Source organism: Halotia branconii CENA392 (assembly GCF_029953635.1).
Classification (GTDB): domain Bacteria; phylum Cyanobacteriota; class Cyanobacteriia; order Cyanobacteriales; family Nostocaceae; genus Halotia; species Halotia branconii.
Genome location: NZ_CP124543.1, coordinates 5,173,549 through 5,193,332, shown reverse-complemented (window position 1 = coordinate 5,193,332; position 19,784 = coordinate 5,173,549). Strand labels below are relative to the sequence as shown.

Sequence of the window (19,784 nt, the reverse complement as noted above, 5' to 3'; positions counted from 1 at the left end):
CGAATATAATTCGCCCAAAACTTTCTTTCCAAATATCCTCTTAGAGTTTAGCTTTACATAAAAATGGTATGAAACCAGATTTTATCAAAAAAAGTAACATAACTTTTTGCTACTCTGATGGAGGTGCAAACTGTGCAAATATCTCTGCCCCTGTTATGTTTTTAGTTTCATTCGCAAAACAGTAGTATTTGGGCTTTTCATCAATGAATACCTGATGATCGAAAACAAGATCCTCACAGTTATCAAATAGCCCAACAGGCATGAAGTACTGGTTATTTTGTATCAATTTGTAAAATAGATGTGTGCCACATTTATTACAGAATCCACGCTCTGCCCATTTTGAAGATTGATAAACTCCGATATTTTCATCACCAGAAAAACTAACATCACTTTCACACTTAACTACTAACAAAGGCCCTCCGCCCCAGTTGCGACACATATTACAGTGACATGCTCCCACTTGATTACTCATACTGTTTGTGGACACGCTTACTGATCCACATAGGCAGCTACCTTTTGCAAAGCTCTTGTTAGACATATTATTTTCTCCAGTCAAAAATATTTATTTACAGCTGCTTATATTCTTTGTTGTTTGATCTCCACTCCCAAATCAATGTCACATAACAATAATGACAAATTTTGCTTGTGTAATACCATTTCGCGAAATTATTGATACAAATTACTTTTCTTACTCCCCCTGCCTCCTCTGCTTCCCCTGCTTGCCCAAATGTATCAACTTTAAAGTGAAACGGTATAAGTCCTGTTAGCGTCAAGATGATCAAAAATCGGGTTATGAAAAAGGTTACTTTTGGGTGAAAGTGGTCGTGCGAACAGTAGCAGCAGCAAGGCGATCAACGAATCCTGGCATAATCAGTTTTGCCCAAGAAATCACTTTTCCTTTCAAGGTCATAATGTGTTCTCGTTTACGCCGTTCCATTGCCCAGATAATTTGACGTACACATTCTTCCACTGACATATTGCCTTGACTTTCATCACGAGGACTTTTGCCTAATGGTGTTCCATCTTTCCCTAACGCTCGTTGCCGGATATCTGTGGCCACAAACCCTGGTGATACAACCAATACATTGACTCCCGTTCCTCGTAATTCAATCCGCAGCGTATCAAAGAAACCTTGCATCGCATGTTTACTGGCAACATAGCCTGTGCGAGTAGGTACAGCTGTTTTGCCGCAAATTGAAGAAATAGCCACTAATAGTCCTCGACTGGCTTTCAAGTAAGGTAAGGCATAATAGGTACAGTAAACAGCACCGAGATAGTTAACCCGCATTACCTGCTCAAAAATGGAGAGATCTGTCACTTCATCAAAGCGGGTTAGCATTCCAATTCCAGCATTGTTGATCAGGACATCAATCTGCCCAAATGCTGCGATCGCTTTTTTGATCAACTGCTGGCAAGCTTCTGGTTGAGTTACATCTGTAGGTACTGCAATCACCTTACCTGGATGTTTGGTACAAACAGCAACCGTCTGTTCTAATGCTTCTTGATTGCGAGCAGCTAATACTAAATTTGCATCCTGTTGGGCTAAGGAGATTGCTAAGGTTCTGCCAATTCCAGCCGATGCACCTGTGATTACAATAGTTTTGTTAGCAAAATTCATGATAGATGTTTCAATTCGGAACATCGCCCATTGTAAAAGTTGATATTAGCGCTCAAGCTGCTTTTTCCCTTATTTCCATATTAAGTGCAAGTTTACAGAGAATTGGTATAAGACAGTTAATTGGACGTTTAAAACTCACGTCGTGAGAAAATGAAAATAGCGATCGCTAACAACATAGCACTGTACAATAAGCCATAACCTGCATCAGTAATTAGTGCAGTTGCATCAGGTAGTGCTTGCAAACCATAAACGGCATCATTTTTTAAATCTAATCGTGATAAATCTGGCAAGATGAGATATAAAAACTGAGTCATACGTTCCATAGTGGGGTTGTTGCTCAGACGACCAAGTTTTAATAAATCTTGGGTGATATTCCCCATTAAGTAAACTGCAAACGAGAGAGTGATGGCTAATAAAGAATTAGTAAATACACCAAAGGTAATAGCTACAGCAGCAATTAAAGACAACTGGAAAAATAAAAAAACTGCCGCAATCAAAAGGCTGACTGTTGAATGAGGAATATTACCTAGTTGTAAGAATATCAGATAAATCGCTGTCATGATGGCGATAAGTACCGCCAGCACTGCTGATAAACCTAAAAATTTGCCGGAAATAATTTCACTACGGCTAACAGGTTTGGCAATCAATACTAAAATAGTACGTTTATCAACTTCTTTGTTAATCAGTCCTGTACCAATAAATATAGTTACAACTAAAGTAATTATACTCATTACTACCATACCAAAGTCTAAAAATACTTTGTTTTCAGTTGTGGCTGCAAATTCAGGTAGGGCGCGGATAGCGATCGCAAGTATCACAACATAAAAACCGATAATATAGAGGATGCGATCGCGTACCACTTCCTGAAATACATTTTTGGCAATTACAAAAATTCTGCTAGGAGTCATTGGTTATTAGTTAATAGTCAGTTGTCAGTTGTCAGTTGTTATTATTCTTGCTTCCCCTGCCTCCCCTGCCTCCCCTGCCTCCCCTGCCTCCCCTGCTCCTCTACTTCATTGTTGCGGTGGTGGCGCACCGGCAATAAATTTACTCAGGCGATCGCATTCAATTTCTGCAACTGCGCTTTTATTGTCTGATAAATTAACAGTTGTGCTGGGATTATTTATAGACCCGGCAACTGGTTCAATCCGACAAGATTTCTTTAGATAATATCCTTTGGAGTTGGAACTAGGACCTTCCCAGATACTGAGTAAATCTAATATATATCCACCAGATTTAGTATTGACTACACGCGGTTCAATCCGCCATAATTCTTTCTCTTCATATTCTGCTAAAGTTTTGTTAATTACTTGGTTGCCTAAGTTTCCTACTTGAGTTTTTGCATCTAGCAGCCATCGCTCGACTTGAGACCAAGGTTTTCCAGCTAGTTCTGCTTCTACTATTGGTTGTAGTCTATCTAAAATTAAAACGCCATTTTCTGGTATTTTTTCTGCCTTGTCCATTCTGACTACAAAGGTACTACGTTGAAAATCATCTGCGAGTAAACTAGGATATTCTTTCAACCAAGTATCCATCACAAAATAAAACTGAATCCAGCAACTTAGCACCATAGAACTAGCTACCAAAACGGTTATTCTTTGGCGGACTTCTGGTTTAGGTATTTGAGCTTTAGAATCTGTACCGCTGCCTTCAAAAAATTCTGGTATAGCTGTAATTAATGCTGATATTGTTGGCCAAAGAACAATTGTTCTGGATGTAATTCCATTATCTTGATTTCCAAAAGCAAAAACACTAACCAAGAATCCAGTGATCACTGCTCCTACTGGCATGAAAGTACCAGGAACCCTCAAAGGATCGTCTGTGGTATACCAAGCTGTACCAGCGATTAAAAATAACCAGCCAAAAAATGCAATTATATTTTGAATGTAACCTATAGCAAAAAATGAAAGTATCCAAGAATAAACACTCAAATAAATCAGTGTTTGCCAAGAATAAGCCTTGGGAGGAACTAATATTTTTCTGATGCGATCGTAGACATCCTGAACAATTCCGACAAGTCCAAATAGATCTTTAAATAAAAAATTCATAACGTTTTTCCTCAAATTATATATAGTATTTAGCTTGTAAAAACTACCTATTGCGAATTAGTAAAATAAAGGTAATAGCACTGTAACTTAAAGAATTAGCTATTAATGTAGTCGTAACTAAATTCGTACTTTGAAATCTCGCCCGACTGGCAAAACGCCATTGTATACGTTGAGGTAATTCTGAAGTATCCTGCTTTTTTCCCACATTTTCGCTTAACAAAAACACGAAAATTTGTAAGAGAAAAATTTTCATTATAATAGTTGTAAAAAAAACTATAAAAGCAGTTACAATAAGTAAACTCTGCGTGTTAGTTGATTGAAAAATATTAAAGAATACAAAACCAATTAATTCTGCTTTAAAATATATTGGTAATATTGGTTCTAAAACAAAAAATAAAAACCAACCAATTGCGCTGGAAAAGAGATTGACAGAAATAGCATAAAAAATGCTAGTTTTCCGGTCAAATTTTATTCTTTTATAAAAAACATAGGCCTCAATAGGGATAGCAATCAGTAAAAATAAGAAGTTAAACAAAATTGCCCCCAAGGGAAAAACACTGGGAAGAGTCCAATTTCCAAATAGATCAAACATATAAGTTCAACGCTAGGGGTTAACTTGAGAGAGTATAGCTACGATAATCAGTCTGATGGAGGCAATTATGACGTTGTAATTGTTGTTTACCATCTTGGTATGCCAGTATACTCCTATTTATCTTGTTAATATATCTCGCAGACCTTGTACAAACACGCTGTAGCAAAATGATTTTTCTACTAGTATTACGCCAAGGGAACTTTGCATAATAATAAGCTGGGCGGGATTATTGTTAGTTACTTCTTTGCTCCCCCTGCTCCCCCTGCTTCCCCTGCTCCCCCTGCTCCCCCTGCTCCCCCTGCTCCCCCTGCTTCCCCTGCTCCCCCTGCTCCCCCTGCTTCCCCTGCTTCCCCTGCTCCCCCTGCTTCCCCTGCTTCCCCTGCTTCCCCTGCCTGCCTCCACCTGTCATTTTTGGGTTGACAGACCACTAGTGCCAGACCTCCGGTAAGATGAAAGACTGCTATTTGATATTTTGAGAGATGACAAGGAACGGTATCGGTATTCGCACAGCGCAAGTGCGTTCTGAACGACTCACAGGGCAAATTCATGTTTATGACGGCGCGGGAAAAGGCAAATCCCAAGCAGCTTTAGGAGTGGTTTTGCGCTCGATTGGCTTGGGGATAAATACACCAAGTAATTCTAACCGCGTTTTATTATTGCGGTTTTTAAAAGGGCCAGAACGTGATTATGACGAAGATGGAGCGATCGCAGCTTTGCAGCGTGGTTTTCCCCATCTCATTGATCAAGTCCGGACAGGTCGCGCCGAATTTTTTGGCCCTGAGGAAATAACCGCCTTCGATCAAGTAGAAGCAGCACGGGGTTGGGATGTAGCCAAAGGAGCGATCGCTTCTGGGTTGTATTCAGTCGTTGTCTTAGATGAAATTAACCCTGTTTTAGATTTGGGTTTACTTCCGGTCAATGAAGTGGTAAAAACACTAAAATCCAAACCCCATGACTTAGAAATTATTGCTACCGGACGTGCCGCACCTCAAAAGTTACTTGATATTGCGGATTTGCACTCCGAAATGAAACCCCAACACCACCCAACGGCTAAAGCACTATTCATTGAAGGGATTGAAATTTATACTGGTGCTGGTAAAGGTAAGTCTACTAGCGCCCTCGGTAAGGCTTTACAAGCGATTGGTAGAGGAATTAATCACCCTGGGTCTACTAGGGTATTGATTATGCAGTGGCTAAAAGGTGGTAGTGGTTATACAGAAGATGCTGCGATCGCAGCATTGCAGCAATCGTATCCAGAAGTGGTAGATCATCAACGTTGTGGTCGAGATGCGATCGTCTGGCGCAATTCCCGGCAAGAATTAGACTACATAGAAGCCGAACGCGGTTGGGAAATTGCCAAAACTGCGATCGCTTCTGGATTGTACAAAACCATCATCCTCGATGAACTCAATCCCACCGTTGACCTAGAATTACTTCCAATTGAACCGATTGTACAAGCCTTGCTTCGCAAACCCCGCGACACTGAAATTATTATTACTGGTCGCTGCCAAAATCAACCTGCTTACTTTGATTTAGCTAGCGTTCACTCTGAGGTTTACTGTCATAAACACTATGCCAATCAAGGTGTAGAACTAAAGCGGGGAGTCGATTTTTAAATTAGTTAAAAGTCATTTACTTAATAGATTATGGAAAACATTAATTTGCTCGATGTGATCACAGGCGGACTAGCGATCGCTATTATTTTAGGTGGTTTTTTGATGATGTATACGACAATATTCACCACTAAGGGAAAATAATTAATATCAAAGTGGAATCAAGAAGATAGAAAGATGTGATACTTCAAAGCATCTCTTTACTTTAGCATCCCACTTTATATGATTTGGGCGACAGTTTTGCTATGCTTAACCCTACCTACGATAACTCTCCAAAAAAGCACATTCTTGTGTATGGTTTGTAACCAAGTAATTTAGCGGTGTATGTTGGGGAGTAATTATGGAACGTGCCATTTCCGCACTCGGAATATTAATCTTTATCGCCATATCCTACGCCCTATCTGTGAGACGAGATGCAGTCCGTTGGCGAACAGTAGCATGGGGTTTGGGATTAGAGTTTGTACTCGCGCTGGCGATTCTTAAAACTCCTTGGGGTTTAAATGTGTTTAAGTCTTTAGGAGATATTGTCAGCAACTTTTTAGCATTTTCTGATGTTGGCGCTAAATTTGTCTTTGGAGAGAACTTTAAAGAGCATTTATTCGCTTTCCAAGTCCTGCCTACAATTATTTTTTTCTCTGCATTCATCAGCGTCTTATATTACTACGGCATTTTGCAACGAATAGTGAATGTATTCGCATGGGTAATGATGAAAACAATGAAAACATCAGGTTCTGAGTCTTTATCCTGTGCAGGGAATATTTTTTTGGGACCAACAGAATCAGCGCTGATGGTTAAACCTTATGTCGCCAAAATGACGCAATCGGAACTTCATGCTGTGATGACTGGTGGTTTTTCTACCATTGCAGGTGGAGTTTTAGGAGCCTATCTTTCATTTGGCATCCCAGCGGAACATCTGATTGCTGCTTTTTTTATGACTGCTCCTACCTCCTTAATAGTGTCAAAACTGCTTTACCCAGAAACAGAAGTATCACAGACGGTTGGTAAGGCCAAAATGGATACAGAGACAAGTTACATAAATGTAATTGATGCTGCTACCGCCGGCGCAATTGACGGCGTGAAGCTAGCGGTTAACGTTGGGGTAATGATTATTGCCTTTTTGGGATTACTGGCTGCGGTGAATGCACTGCTGGGATGGTTGGGAACTCGTGTTGGTTTACAACAACTGTCGTTGCAATGGATTTTGTCTTTTATTATGGCTCCTGTAGCATTTTTCATGGGTGTACCTTGGGCTGATTGTCGGGAGATAGGGGCATTATTAGGTACAAAAACAATTCTGAATGAATTTATTGCTTTTTTAGATTTGAAGCAGCTAATTGAAAGCGGCAAAATTTCCCAACGCGCAGTAATTATTGCTACTTATGCACTATGTAATTTTGCCAATATAGGTTCAATTGGAATTACCATTGGTGGTATTACTGGCATGGCTCCTAATCGTCAGCATGACTTAGCGCGTATGGGTGTTAGAGCAATGATTGGGGGATTGCTAGCAGGTTTTATTACGGCTTGTATTGCTGGAGTATTAATTTGACACTCTTTATCCTTGAAAATTACTTTAGATCAAGCGGCTAAATTTGCTGAATCTCTGATTAAAGGTGAACCTAACCGCGAGAAGATTATCTTTACCGCAGTATCAGATAAAGTTAGAGAACTGATTTAAGCACAATTAAACAGAGCTATCTTTATGCAAAATAATTCATCAAAAAAGCCAATAATTGACTATTGGCACGTTTGGACTGACCAAGATGGTATAAGTCATCAGTCCCGTTGTCAAATTGAGGATTTCATCGAGAAAGGCATAGCCCCGGATACCTCGCCGCAGTGGCTTTCTCAGTTAAAGCAGTCTGGGGCTACATTCACCTTCACTGTGCTACCCGTGGGATGGGTTGGCAACTGGCACGAGAACCCGAAGCCTCAGTGGATCATTCCCCTGTCAGGACGCTGGTTTGTGGAAACTATGGACGGACAGCGAGTCGAAATGGGTGCTGGTGAAATTTCATTTGGAGAAGACCAGGGTACGAAAGCAGACGCGCAAGGTCATAAAGGTCACTTATCTGGAACAGTGGGTGATGCGCCAGCTGTTCTGATCATGGTACAACTCGAAGAAACTCCAACTATAAAGCAATCCTGTCGCTTTAAGTAAGGCTGCGGCAAAAGTTCAGTAGAACAACGTGGAAAAACGAATGGAAAGGCGATCGCCATATCCTTAACATTAAGCAAAAGGTCGGTTTCGATATTGCTATCTTAAGAGTGGCGATCGCCCTTAAACTTTATAATCATCGAGGCGACAAAGACAAACTTTCCTGTCCTACTCTTTGTTGATCCATCCACTGTAAAGCCCGATTCCAAGCCCACCAAGGATCAGGATCTTGTGCTTCGCGCTGACCTTGTTTGCTATTTAAATAGCCAATGTGACCGCCATGACGGGTAAGCATTAAATCTATCAGAGAATTTTCAGCACAGGCAGCTTGCAAATCAGGTATGATTGCTGGGTCAAACAACGGATCATCAGCAGCATACAAAATCAAAGTAGGTTTAGAAAGATGGGGCAATAGTTGTAAAGCACTGCTGGCTTGGTAATATGCTTCCACAGAAGGAAAGCCTAATCGTCCAATTACTAGTTCATGGTCAAAACCCCAAATACTGTTGGCTCGTTTGATGGCTTCTGGATCAAGACTTCCAGGATGAACATCATGTATTCGCCACGCCAACTTTTTTAAATTTCGGGCAATCCCTGCTTCTAAATATTTGCCAATCGGCTGTTTGACTAAATAGGTAAGCGATCGCATAGAATCCAAGCTAGGGCAAATCACTACACCCCCGCCAATGTCACTGTCTTTTATTCCTAACTCCTCGCTACCCTGAGTTAATTTTGCCGCGGCCTTTAGCCCCCACAGCGCTAACTGCCCTCCTAAAGAAAAACCTGCAAACCAAAATTTACTAGGACATCCCATCGATGCGGCAGCGGCGGCAATACGGACAAAATCTTCTCCCTCATACAGACCATCAGAAGTCAAAGTCGGGGATAATTCAGCAGTCTTGCCATGAGCGCGCCAATCAAATAACACTACAGCGTATCCTTGGGCATAAGCTTTACGCCCCAAAAGTCTCAAAAACCATTCTTGATTTAAATCACCTGTAATGCCATAAGTAGCGACAATAGTACTATGAGCATTTTTAGGGATGGCAACCCAACAATAAATGGGTACATCTTGCCCACCCATAAAAATTGTTTTATGATAAGGCGGCTCTGGGTGTGGAGTTGTTTTTTCCCAATAACGTCTTCCCCACAAAACGGTGTACACAGTCATTGCCACACCATTTTGTAAAAAGCGAGAAGGATTGTAGGGAGCATAACACATCATAATTTAAAATTTCGTGTAATTGAGTTCTGATTTTAGAATCCTTTCGTTTTAATATTTATGTTAGATTTCAAATCTTTTTTATAATCAAGACAGAAATCTTTGTATCTACCAAAGGTTGTTATTTATCCTTAACAAGTAGTAATAATTTTTTAAGAATGCCGAGGATTCTTGTCATAGACGATGACCCAGCAATTTCAGAACTCGTTGCCGTCAACTTGGAAATGGCTGGCTATGATGTCAGTCAAGCTGAAGATGGTATCAAGGGACAGGCCTTAGCTCTCCAGCTACAGCCAGACTTGATTATGCTCGATTTGATGTTGCCCAGAGTGGATGGATTTACAGTTTGTCAGCGCTTGCGTCGAGATGAGCGTACATCTGAAATTCCCGTGTTGATGTTGACGGCTTTAAGCCAAACTCAGGACAAGGTAGAAGGCTTCAATGCTGGCGCGGATGACTACCTCACCAAGCCCTTTGAAGTCGAAGAGATGCTAGCACGAGTCCGAGCATTACTGCGACGTACTGACCGTATTCCTCAAGCAGCCAAACACAGTGAAATTCTCAATTATGGCTCGTTGACCCTTGTCCCAGAAAGATTTGAGGCAATCTGGTTCACTGAAACTGTCAAACTGACTCATTTAGAATTTGAGTTACTTCATTGTTTGCTGCAACGTCACGGTCAGACAGTTTCCCCCAGTGAAATCCTCAGAGAAGTTTGGGGTTACGACCCAGATGATGACATCGAAACTATTCGAGTGCATATCCGCCACTTGCGAACTAAGTTAGAACCAGACCCGCGACACCCCCGCTATATCAAGACTGTATATGGTGCAGGATACTGTCTGGAATTGCCTAGCATACCTCCATCAGCAGAGGGGGTTTCCACAACAGCGGTTGAGTGAAATCTTGCTAAATTCCCTTAACTCAGTACTGAAGTTCATAAATTCGTAACATGCTATCTATGTCATTTTAAGCAGAACGAATGTAGTTAACATATTGAGGGAGATTCTATCCCACTCTACGAGAAGTTGCCCTTCGTGCCTCTATGGGAAGTAATACTCTGCTTGTCTAAGCCTCTACTTCTGCTTTGCTATACAATCCCCACTCTACGAGCAGCCACCCTTTTGGTGTCTACGGGAAAGTCCGCAGAATGACATACATAACGCTACGAATGCCTGCAAAACTGTATTAAGAAACCTACAACTCTAGAAACTTTGATAGGGTGCGTTATACTCTTAACGCACCCTATTAAACTAAGAGATTTGCAGTCAAATAGTATACTAAGCAATTCTCTTGGTGTCGCGCACAATAATTTGATTTTGGGCAAAATCAACATTTTTAACTCTTAAACTCAGTCCTTCAGTTAAGCGTAATCCTGTGCCATAAAGTAACTTAATTAAAACGGAAAAATTCCATATAACACCAAGGTTTGCTCTTTCAACGTAGTATAAAAATTGACATTATATGCTAAAATATGGGAAGCGTCGTTACAACAACACTTCGTTGAAACCGACACCTCGTTAATCGCCTTTGATCGAACCCCATTTATTATTTACGCTGGTTCAAAAGATCCTGAACATGTTGCAGAATCACAACGTCATGGTGCGATTGGCTGCACGAATAATCCAAATGAGTTGTTTGAAATGGTATTGTTTGCATTAAGTCGTGTTGCGAACAATATGTCTTGACGTAAACGATTGCGATCCCTCACACCTTTGACAAAAGATGATATTCTCTGCAATTTGGTTGCCTTACAATGGATACTGAATCTTGAGATTGGGTGATAGGCGATGAATTCTATGGATAATTCTTCAGTCGAGGATATTGAGCCAGCAGTTTTGACCTCTGTGGCAGAGTTGCAACGACAGCTTAATGATTTGATCGAGCAATTATCGCCAGAAAAATTACAGGTGGCTGCTGATTTTGTGGCTTACTTAGCAAATGCTGAAAGCGAAGCTGCAACTCAAGAACTTTTAGAAATTCCGGGATTACTAGAGCGAATTAAGCAAAATCAAGCAACTCCTAAAGCCGATTACACAAGCTGGAGAACTCTTCGCTCTGATGTATGAAGTTTTCCTTCACCCGGATGGCGAAAAGGGTTACGTCAATGCTGATAAAGCTCTAGCAAAGAAAATCGCCCGATGTTTGCAGCAACTAGAGCAAACTCCTCGGTCACACCCTAACATCAAGGTTCTCAAAGGCGATTATGCAGGATACTATCGCTACCGAATTGGTGACTACAGAGTCATCTACTCAGTGGATGATGAACTGATGCAAGTATTTGTTGTGGCGATCGCCCATCGTAGTGAGGCGTATGAACCGTGAATACAAGTTGGTTAAGTCCAGAAGCGTAAGTGATTCGCATTCTTATAGAAACACCGCATAATAGAACCGTTAGCAGAGGTTTTCATGAGTTGTATCGTACACTGAATCATGATGACTACTTATAACCAATAATACTAATTCCAGGAATTATTGAATTTATTAAGTACTAAGTTAACGTGAGTTCGACGGATTTTAGAGGCTAAGAGCCTTGTTAATAAAGGATTATTGAAGCTAAGGCTGAAATAAACTATCGACCATTAGTTGAGAATAAAGTCAATAATTGAGCGATATAGAAGTTACTAATTTTATTCTCAATAAGCTCAACTGTTTATAGGAACGGCTATTTCCCACACACTAGGCTGGTCAAAGGTTTTAGAGTTTAAAGTTCATCGAACTCACGTTAAGTTAATTAGTTAAAAGTATTTTATGTATAGTATTTAAAATAAAAATATTAAGGTTATTTATCAGTTAAACAATCGTACTAATTGGTATATTCCTATAAAACTACTAATTTATTTCTATATTTTTAGAAAAGCCTATATATTCTTTTTTGTTATTAGTATTACAAAGCTAAATTTTGTAAATGTTAAATGTTGTACATTCATTATTGTTAAATATGCAATATCTAAAAATAGAAACTTTAGCTACCTATTAAACTATTTTTAAAAGTAATTGTTAATTTTTTTGACAACTACTAAAAAAATCCTTAAGCTAAGAGTAGGTCATACTAAATCAAAAGGACAACAGGTGATTTTGTTAAATAGATTAAAAATCACTATTGTAGAGTATCAGCATGAACAAATGAATTGAACTCCATCATCGACTATAAAGAATAGCCCTACAGAAATTGGCTACAAAGACTATGACATTTAAATGACCAGATTTCGCCACGCAGATCTAAAAAATTCTGGTCAGGTATTCAGTCAGTGAACAGTAAATAATAAACAGTGAAAACTGATAACTGTTCACTGTTAGTAGTGATGTGAGTGAATGTCAATCATTAACGTTTAACTGAGGTGCAGTAAATATATCCAGGAGAATACAATGCTTGAGTATCTGACATCTTTGAACGACCATAATTTGCCCTATCCAGATACAATTCACCCTATTGTTGTTCATTTCGTAATTGCAATGGTAGTGTTTGCATTCTTCTGTGATTTAGTGGGTTATTTTACTGGTAGAACTCATCTTTTTGAGGTGAGTTGGTGGAATATGTTAGTTGCAACAGTTGCTATCTTTGTGGCTATTATTTTTGGTCAATTTGAAGCAGGACTGGCACAACCTTATGACCTAGCTAAATCAGTGCTAAATTTGCATACCTTAGTTGGCTGGTCACTTTCTGGAATCATCGCCGCAATTACAGCATGGCGCTATGTAATTCGTAGTCGCAACCCCAACAAATTACCGATTCACTACATGTTAGTGGGGTTGTTTTTAACCCTAATCGTGGGTTTGCAAGTCTATTTAGGAGACGAACTCGTTTGGGTATATGGATTGCACACAGTGCCAGTTGTGGAAGCAGTAAAAGAAGGTATTTTGCCATGAACTCAGAACTGATTGACCAATTGAACGCCCAAATGGGTGCAAACGGACTTCCTTACACGATTCCCATTCATCCCAACTTAGTCCATTTGACTTTGGGTCTATTCATCATTGGGATTACCTTTGACATCGTTGGTGTTCTATTCCCCTTTGAAAAATGGGTCTTCAAATTTCTGGCGATTTCTGTTGAACGTGCCAACTTATTTGATGTGGGTTGGTACAACATGCTAGCTGCCAGCGTCATCACTTTTTTCACAGTAGCAGCAGGTTTTTATGAAATGCTGCTAGCAACTCCACCAAGCGATGTCAAAAGTGCCTGGGGATTACAAGCAATGCAAACCATGATTTGGCATGGTGTAGGTGGTGTATTCCTATTAGCGTTGATTCTGATTATGACCGTCTGGAGAGGATGGCAGCGCTTCGTATGGGATAAACAAGCATATAAACTGACAGACAGAGAAGTGCAGTGGAGTTATCTGTTCACAGGTATGGCAATCATGTTGATTATGTACGTTCACGGCACATTAGGAGCGCAGATGGCAGCCGAATTTGGCGTACACAACACAGCAGATAGTTTGCTGCGAATGGGGCAAGACCTGAATACAGTGCTGAAGTAACTAAATTTTGTCAGTTGTCGGTTGTCAGTTGTCAGTTGTCAGTTGTCGGTTGTCCACTCATGACTGACCACTAATTATTAACCATTAATCATGAAAATCGGCAAGATCTTAAACATTTTAACCGTGATTACGGGGGTAGTTTTCGTGACTATTACCAGTCTGTGGATTGGTAAACAGTCTTACTTCTGGCTTCCTCCCCAAGCGGCGGCAGAATCTCATCTGATTGATGATTTGATTAGCTTTCTAGTCACCTTAGGTGCATTCATCTTTTTAGCAGTGACTAGCACCTTGATGTACTCGATTATTTTTCATCGGGCAGAAAAGGGAGACACCAGCGATGGCCCGCCCATTGAAGGTAACATCACACTAGAAGTTGTCTGGACAGCCATCCCCATCATGCTAGTGATTTGGATTGCCACTTATAGCTATCAAATCTACGAACGCATGGGGATTCAAGGACCGACAGAATTAGTGCATTTGCATAATCCCATCGGTATGGAATCAGCTTATGCTGCAACCAATGAAGCACCAGTTGCCGCCTTAACTGAACCTGTAGAAAAAATTGACGTGCTAGCCAAACAATGGGCATGGGTATTTCATTACCCAGAAACAGATATTACCAGTACTGAGTTGCATTTGCCAAGCGATCGCCGGGTACGTTTAGCACTGCAATCAGCAGATGTACTACACGGCTTTTATATTCCGGCATTTCGTCTCAAGCAAGATATTATTCCTAACCATGCAATTGACTTTGAATTTACACCCATTCGCCCAGGTGAATATAGACTTACCGATTCTCAATACAGTGGCACATACTTTGCCACCATGCAAGCTAATGTAGTCGTCGAATCTCCAGAAGATTACCACCAGTGGCTAACCAAAGCTGCAAGCCAAAAGCCATCAGAAGCCCACAATCAAGCAGCGTCTGAATATGCCCAAGCATCTAGTCAGTCTGTGAAAACTGGTTGGGCTACAGTTGCACCTGCGGCATCTCCTCTGGTCAATTATCCTGGTTGAAAGGAAACTCACTCATGACAAATATCCCTATTGAAGGCATCAGTATTGCTGATCATCCATCTCCAGGTAACTGGAAGCAATACTTCAGCTTTAGCACTGATCATAAAGTAATTGGGATTCAATACCTCGTTACCTCGTTCATCTTCTTTCTAGTCGGCGGTATCTTTGCAATGGTGCTGCGGGGAGAATTAATTACACCCGATGCAGACCTAGTTGACCGTACCGTCTATAACGGCATGTTCACCATGCACGGCACTGTCATGCTATTTTTGTGGACATTTCCCTCACTAGTTGGTTTTGCCAATTATTTAGTGCCTCTGATGATTGGGGCGCGAGATATGGCATTTCCCCGCCTCAACGCTGTCGCCTTTTGGATGGTTCCAGTAGTCGGGATTCTGATGATGGCAAGTTTCTTTGTTCCTGGTGGCCCAGCCCAAGCGGGTTGGTGGTCTTACCCACCAGTTAGTCTTCAAAATCCCACAGGTAACTTGATTAACGGTCAAGTTGTCTGGCTGTTGGCAGTGGCAATATCTGGCGTATCCTCAATTATGGGGGCGGTTAACTTTGTCACCACTATCGTCAAAATGCGCGCACCAGGGATGGGATTCTTCCGAATGCCGTTGTTTGTCTGGGCAGTATTTAGCGCCCAAATTATCCAACTATTCGGACTACCTGCACTCACCGCAGGGGCAGTGATGTTGCTATTAGATCTTACTGTTGGTACTGCCTTTTTCGATCCCAGTAGGGGCGGTAATCCAGTCATGTTCCAGCATTACTTCTGGTTCTATTCCCACCCCGCCGTTTACGTGATTATTCTGCCCATCTTCGGAATTTTCTCCGAAATTTTCCCTGTCTATGCCCGTAAACCTTTGTTTGGCTATAAAGTAGTTGCCGTTTCATCAATATTGATTGCGGTAGTCAGCGGTATTGTTTGGGTACATCACATGTATGTCAGTGGTACTCCTGGCTGGATGCGATTGATTTTCATGTTCACAACCATGTTTGTGTCTGTACCCACGGGGATTAAGGTATTTGCTTGGGTGGCGACTGTTTGGGAAGGTAAGTTACGACTAACTACACCAATGTTATTTGCCCTTGGTGCATTGGTAATGTTTGTCTTCGCTGGCATCACAGGTATTATGCTGTCTTCTGTGCCTGTTGATGTTCACGTCAATAATACTTACTTTGTGGTAGGACACTTCCACTATGTCCTCTACGGTACAGTGACGATGGGCTTGTATGCCGCCATCTATCACTGGTTCCCCAAAATGACCGGGCGGATGTACCAAGAAAGCTGGGGTAAGTTACATTTTTGGTTAGCATTCATCGGTACAAACCTTAACTTTTTGCCGATGCATCCTTTAGGATTGCAAGGAATGTTACGCCGAGTTGCTTCCTACGCCCCAGAGTATCAATTCTGGAATATCGTCGCTAGTTTGGGCGGATTCCTCTTAGGAATGTCAACTTTGCCCTTCATTTTCAACATGGTGATTTCTTGGATGCAAGGAGAGAAAGCACCTGACAATCCTTGGCGGGCAATTGGTTTAGAGTGGATGGTTTCTTCACCACCGCCAGTAGAGAACTTTGAAGAAATTCCCATCATCATCTCTGAACCTTACGGCTACGGCAAATCTGAACCATTGACAGCCAATCTTGAACACGAACATAGTCACACAACATTGACAAGCGCAGACTGACAAACACAAAACAAAGACGCAGAGAATAATTTTTACTCTGCGTATTACACTTCAAACCTCTTGAGTCTGCAAGCTAAAGGAGAATTTCATCAGTGGACAGTTATATTGTTTCAGACGAATTGCATCAGACTGTTGGCGAACATGAACATGAACACGACGAAGAAGGCAACAAAATGTTTGGCTTCATTGTCTTCCTTTTGTCTGAAAGCGTTATTTTCTTGAGTTTTTTTGCAGGATATATTATCTATAAAACAACTAATCCTAACTGGCTACCAGTTGGTGTTTCGGGACTAGAAATTAAAGAACCTGCAATCAACACAGTAATTCTGGTTGCTAGTAGTTTTGTGATTTATCTAGCAGAAAAAGCTTTACAACGTCATAATTTGTGGAGGTTTCGCCTATTTCTGTTCACAACTATGGCGATGGGAAGTTACTTTTTAGTTGGACAAGCGATTGAATGGAGTCACCTGGAATTTGGCTTTACTTCCGGTACATTTGGGGGAATGTTTTATTTGCTGACAGGGTTCCACGGTTTGCACGTTTTTACTGGTATTTTGTTGCAATTGATGATTTTGGTGCGTTCTTTCATTCCTGGAAACTACGACACAGGTCATTTCGGTGTCAATTCCACATCATTATTTTGGCACTTTGTAGATGTGATTTGGATTGTTTTGTTTCTGCTAATTTATATCTGGCAATGACAAACTGACACATAATTTGATGTAGTTAGATGAAGGCGATCGCAAGTATGCTAATAATCAACTGTTACGTCTTGCGATCGCAGCCTAAATAGCAATTATGCTTCTAGTTAGATGACATTTCTGATACTTTAACTAAACCTCCAGTTTCCTTCAAAGTATAAATAGGACGACCTTTGACTTCTTCATATATCCGACTAATATATTCACCTAAAATCCCAATACAAATTAATTGAACAGAACCCAAAAAAAACATCGCAATTGTGATCAATGTAAAACCAATTAATGGAGAAACTGGGTCAACTAAACGCCAATATAAGACTAGTGTCATCATTAATAGAGCAACACCAGCGGATAGCATTCCTAAATAAGTTGCTAACTTTAAAGGTACTGTTGAAAAAGAAATAATTCCGTCAATCGCTAATGCCCAAGACTTACCAAAAGAATACTTAACTTTTCCCGCAAAACGAGGATCTCGTTCAAAATGTACTGCTGTTTGACTGAAGCCTACCCAAGCTCGTAAACCACGTATATAGCGATTACGTTCAGGCATAGCGTTAAGAATATCTATCACTTGTCGATCCATCAAGCAGAAATCCCCGGTATCGGCGGGTATATCTACCTTAGACAAACGCTGGAGAATCCTGTAAAAAATATAAGCAGTAAAGCGTTTGAGCCAACTTTCTTTTTTACGGGATAAACGTTGAGCGTACACTACTTGGTAGCCTTGTTGCCATTTTGTAATCAACTTTAAAATTAGCTCTGGGGGATCTTGCAAATCAGCGTCCATCACAATCACACATTGGCCTTGGACAAAGTTCAAACCTGCTGTAACTGCGATTTGATGACCAAAATTTCGAGCAAAACTCAAGTAGCACACGCGACGATCGCAGTGGTGAAGTTCACGAATCATGCTTAATGAGCGATCGCGGCTACCATCATCAATTAAAATCAATTCAGTCTCACCGTCTAGCTGTGTCATGACATGACTGAGACGACGATACATTTCAGTAATGTTTTCTTCTTCGTTATAAATTGGAATTACTAGAGAATAAATTGGCTTAGTCACAGTTATCTTAATTTTTAGATATGCGTCCATTCCCAAAAAAAGAATGGCTACTGACTTTACTCGTGGGATCTCTGATTCTGTGGCTAATGTGTTTGGGAAATTCACCCTTACGAGACTGGGATGAAGGTACTGTGGGACTAGTCGCCCGCGAAATATGGCGCGCCCCAATGGGTTCCCTACATTGGCTTTATCCTACTTTGGGAGGTGAACCATATCATAATAAGCCACCTTTGATCCATTTGCTCATTGCTTGGACTTATTCTATAGGAGGTGTGAATGAATGGACAACACGCTTACCTAGTGCAGTTTTAACTGCTTTGGGAGTGCCTTTACTTTACTTGGTAGGGCGCTTGGTTTTTAATCAAAGTTTACCAGCTTTGTTTGCTGCTTTGGTTTATTTAACAATGTTGCCTGTGGTGCGTCATGGACGACTGGCAATGTTAGATGGCGCAGCGATTACTTTTTTTCTTTTGTTATTGTTTTGTGTTTTGAAAGCCCGCCAAAATCGAAAGTATGCTCTAGGTGTGGGAATTTGCCTAGGGCTAATTACGCTGACTAAGGGAATGATCGTTTTGTTGCTAGGAGGAATTGCTTGTTTATTCCTACTTGCAGATAGACAACTAACTTTGTTAACAAACCCTTATTTATGGGTAGGAATATTTTTAGGAACTGCGCCAGCGATCGCTTGGTATGCTGCTCAATGGCAACATTATGGTAGTAACTTTTTACAAATTAATTTTCAAGCACAAACCTTTGAACGTCTTGTGCAACCTGTGGAAGGTCATAGTGGCGCTCCTTGGTACTATTTAATTGAGCTACTTAAATATGGTTGGCCTTGGTTGATATTTTGGCCTGGAGGGTTGTATGTAGCTGCGAAAAAACACCATACTTCTTGGAGTCGTCTAGTTCTTATCGGCACAGTTATTTACTTAGGAAGTATTTCTTTGATGAAAACAAAACTTCCGTGGTATGTCATGCCTATCTATCCATTTTTAGCTATGGCAATTGGTGCTAATCTCAGCGAAGTTTGGCAACACCATTATTTTAGGGCGCGTATTTGGACAGTCTTATTTGCTGTCATAGCGATCGCAGGTTTAGGAGGTTGTGTTTACTTTACAATTGCAGATTATCAGCCTGTGTTAATTGCCATGAGCATAGTTTTGGTAATTAGCATGGGCATCGTAGTATGGCTGATTCAACAGCGCGATCGCCGTTTTATTACAGTTCTATTTTCTGGGATGTACTTGGTTTTAATATTATTGATGAGTTCGCAATTATGGATTTGGGAATTGAATGAAGCCTTTGCAGTGAAGCCAGTTGCGGCATTAATTCGCACCCATGTTGCACCAGAAACCACAATTTACACTTCTTTTAGTTATGCTCGTCCTAGTTTAGACTTTTACTGCGATTGTCAAGTTGTGCCGGCAACTATCCCAGTTTTACAACAAATGTGGACAAATAAGTCTTATCTGCTATTAGATAATGCAACTTTACAGCAAATGAATTTACCTAAAAGTCAAGCTTTGGGTGAGGCTGAGGATTTCATTTTGATTGCTGAATAATAAGAT

The 19,784-nt window shown here is 40.7% G+C and carries 22 protein-coding genes; 13 read left to right on the top strand and 9 right to left on the bottom strand.

The features are described 5' to 3' along the window. Positions 1 to 109 precede the first annotated feature (109 nt). The 6 genes from QI031_RS22790 to QI031_RS22765 all read right to left on the bottom strand — a co-directional run bounded on the left by QI031_RS22790 (position 110) and on the right by QI031_RS22765 (position 4,686). Positions 110 to 538 carry a GFA family protein gene (locus QI031_RS22790; protein ID WP_281481892.1) on the bottom strand — a complete coding sequence of 143 codons (429 nt, stop codon included), beginning with the start codon at positions 536 to 538 and terminating at the stop codon, positions 110 to 112. Positions 539 to 802: 264 nt separating this feature from the next. Then, positions 803 to 1,618: an SDR family oxidoreductase gene (locus tag QI031_RS22785; protein WP_281481891.1), complete on the bottom strand. Its 816-nt coding sequence runs from the start codon at positions 1,616 to 1,618 to the stop codon at positions 803 to 805. Between the two features lie 128 nt (positions 1,619 to 1,746). Then, positions 1,747 to 2,526 carry an ABC transporter permease gene (locus tag QI031_RS22780; RefSeq protein WP_281481890.1) on the bottom strand — a complete coding sequence of 260 codons (780 nt, stop codon included), beginning with the start codon at positions 2,524 to 2,526 and terminating at the stop codon, positions 1,747 to 1,749. A gap of 105 nt (positions 2,527 to 2,631) precedes the next feature. Further along, positions 2,632 to 3,666: a septal junction protein FraD gene (gene fraD, locus QI031_RS22775; RefSeq protein ID WP_281481889.1), complete on the bottom strand. Its 1,035-nt coding sequence runs from the start codon at positions 3,664 to 3,666 to the stop codon at positions 2,632 to 2,634. Positions 3,667 to 3,709: 43 nt separating this feature from the next. Next, complete coding sequence (gene fraC, locus QI031_RS22770; protein ID WP_281481888.1) at positions 3,710 to 4,258, bottom strand: filament integrity protein FraC; 549 nt, start codon at positions 4,256 to 4,258, stop codon at positions 3,710 to 3,712. A gap of 236 nt (positions 4,259 to 4,494) precedes the next feature. Continuing rightward, on the bottom strand, positions 4,495 to 4,686 hold the full coding sequence (locus tag QI031_RS22765; RefSeq protein WP_281481887.1) for a hypothetical protein: 192 nt from the start codon (positions 4,684 to 4,686) through the stop codon (positions 4,495 to 4,497). Positions 4,687 to 4,737: 51 nt separating this feature from the next. Between QI031_RS22765 and QI031_RS22760 the strand changes: the two genes are divergently transcribed. The 3 genes from QI031_RS22760 (at position 4,738) to QI031_RS22750 (ending at position 8,032) form a co-directional block, all read left to right on the top strand. Then, positions 4,738 to 5,874, top strand: a complete 1,137-nt coding sequence (locus QI031_RS22760; protein ID WP_281481886.1) for a cob(I)yrinic acid a,c-diamide adenosyltransferase — start codon at positions 4,738 to 4,740, stop codon at positions 5,872 to 5,874. A gap of 337 nt (positions 5,875 to 6,211) precedes the next feature. Further along, complete coding sequence (locus QI031_RS22755) at positions 6,212 to 7,420, top strand: NupC/NupG family nucleoside CNT transporter (RefSeq protein ID WP_281481885.1); 1,209 nt, start codon at positions 6,212 to 6,214, stop codon at positions 7,418 to 7,420. 153 nt (positions 7,421 to 7,573) lie between these two features. Beyond that, positions 7,574 to 8,032: a cupin domain-containing protein gene (locus QI031_RS22750; RefSeq protein ID WP_281481884.1), complete on the top strand. Its 459-nt coding sequence runs from the start codon at positions 7,574 to 7,576 to the stop codon at positions 8,030 to 8,032. A 133-nt stretch (positions 8,033 to 8,165) separates the two neighbouring features. Here the strand turns inward: QI031_RS22750 and QI031_RS22745 are convergent, their stop codons facing one another. After that, complete coding sequence (locus QI031_RS22745) at positions 8,166 to 9,254, bottom strand: YheT family hydrolase (RefSeq protein WP_281481883.1); 1,089 nt, start codon at positions 9,252 to 9,254, stop codon at positions 8,166 to 8,168. 155 nt (positions 9,255 to 9,409) lie between these two features. Between QI031_RS22745 and QI031_RS22740 the strand changes: the two genes are divergently transcribed. Beyond that, entirely contained in the window at positions 9,410 to 10,153 is a 744-nt protein-coding gene (locus QI031_RS22740; RefSeq protein ID WP_281481882.1) for a response regulator transcription factor, read from the top strand. Between the two features lie 378 nt (positions 10,154 to 10,531). Here the strand turns inward: QI031_RS22740 and QI031_RS22735 are convergent, their stop codons facing one another. Continuing rightward, positions 10,532 to 10,648, bottom strand: a complete 117-nt coding sequence (locus QI031_RS22735; protein WP_425526039.1) for a tyrosine-type recombinase/integrase — start codon at positions 10,646 to 10,648, stop codon at positions 10,532 to 10,534. A 57-nt stretch (positions 10,649 to 10,705) separates the two neighbouring features. On the opposite strand from QI031_RS22735, the gene QI031_RS22730 reads away from it, so the two are divergent. The 8 genes from QI031_RS22730 to QI031_RS22695 all read left to right on the top strand — a co-directional run bounded on the left by QI031_RS22730 (position 10,706) and on the right by QI031_RS22695 (position 17,150). Next, complete coding sequence (locus tag QI031_RS22730; RefSeq protein ID WP_281481881.1) at positions 10,706 to 10,939, top strand: hypothetical protein; 234 nt, start codon at positions 10,706 to 10,708, stop codon at positions 10,937 to 10,939. A 111-nt stretch (positions 10,940 to 11,050) separates the two neighbouring features. Then, positions 11,051 to 11,320 (top strand): hypothetical protein, encoded by a 270-nt coding sequence (locus QI031_RS22725; RefSeq protein ID WP_281481880.1) that lies wholly within the window; start codon positions 11,051 to 11,053, stop codon positions 11,318 to 11,320. After that, positions 11,313 to 11,576: a type II toxin-antitoxin system RelE family toxin gene (locus QI031_RS22720; protein ID WP_281481879.1), complete on the top strand. Its 264-nt coding sequence runs from the start codon at positions 11,313 to 11,315 to the stop codon at positions 11,574 to 11,576. The genes QI031_RS22725 and QI031_RS22720 overlap by 8 nt, the downstream gene beginning before the upstream one ends. Before the next feature lie 1,044 nt (positions 11,577 to 12,620). Beyond that, positions 12,621 to 13,121: a DUF2231 domain-containing protein gene (locus QI031_RS22715; RefSeq protein WP_281481878.1), complete on the top strand. Its 501-nt coding sequence runs from the start codon at positions 12,621 to 12,623 to the stop codon at positions 13,119 to 13,121. Then, positions 13,118 to 13,735, top strand: coding sequence for a DUF2231 domain-containing protein (locus QI031_RS22710; protein WP_281481877.1), 618 nt, complete (start codon positions 13,118 to 13,120; stop codon positions 13,733 to 13,735). The genes QI031_RS22715 and QI031_RS22710 overlap by 4 nt, the downstream gene beginning before the upstream one ends. Before the next feature lie 90 nt (positions 13,736 to 13,825). After that, a complete protein-coding gene (locus QI031_RS22705) occupies positions 13,826 to 14,752 on the top strand; it encodes a cytochrome c oxidase subunit II (protein ID WP_281481876.1) in 927 nt (308 codons plus the stop codon). Between the two features lie 14 nt (positions 14,753 to 14,766). Continuing rightward, on the top strand, positions 14,767 to 16,449 hold the full coding sequence (ctaD, locus tag QI031_RS22700) for a cytochrome c oxidase subunit I (protein ID WP_281481875.1): 1,683 nt from the start codon (positions 14,767 to 14,769) through the stop codon (positions 16,447 to 16,449). A 92-nt stretch (positions 16,450 to 16,541) separates the two neighbouring features. Further along, entirely contained in the window at positions 16,542 to 17,150 is a 609-nt protein-coding gene (locus tag QI031_RS22695) for a cytochrome c oxidase subunit 3 (RefSeq protein ID WP_281481874.1), read from the top strand. A 103-nt stretch (positions 17,151 to 17,253) separates the two neighbouring features. On the opposite strand, the gene QI031_RS22690 is transcribed toward QI031_RS22695, so the two are convergent. Continuing rightward, positions 17,254 to 18,216 carry a glycosyltransferase family 2 protein gene (locus QI031_RS22690; RefSeq protein ID WP_281481873.1) on the bottom strand — a complete coding sequence of 321 codons (963 nt, stop codon included), beginning with the start codon at positions 18,214 to 18,216 and terminating at the stop codon, positions 17,254 to 17,256. A 20-nt stretch (positions 18,217 to 18,236) separates the two neighbouring features. On the opposite strand from QI031_RS22690, the gene QI031_RS22685 reads away from it, so the two are divergent. Then, positions 18,237 to 19,778, top strand: a complete 1,542-nt coding sequence (locus tag QI031_RS22685; RefSeq protein WP_281481872.1) for an ArnT family glycosyltransferase — start codon at positions 18,237 to 18,239, stop codon at positions 19,776 to 19,778. Positions 19,779 to 19,784 lie beyond the last annotated feature (6 nt).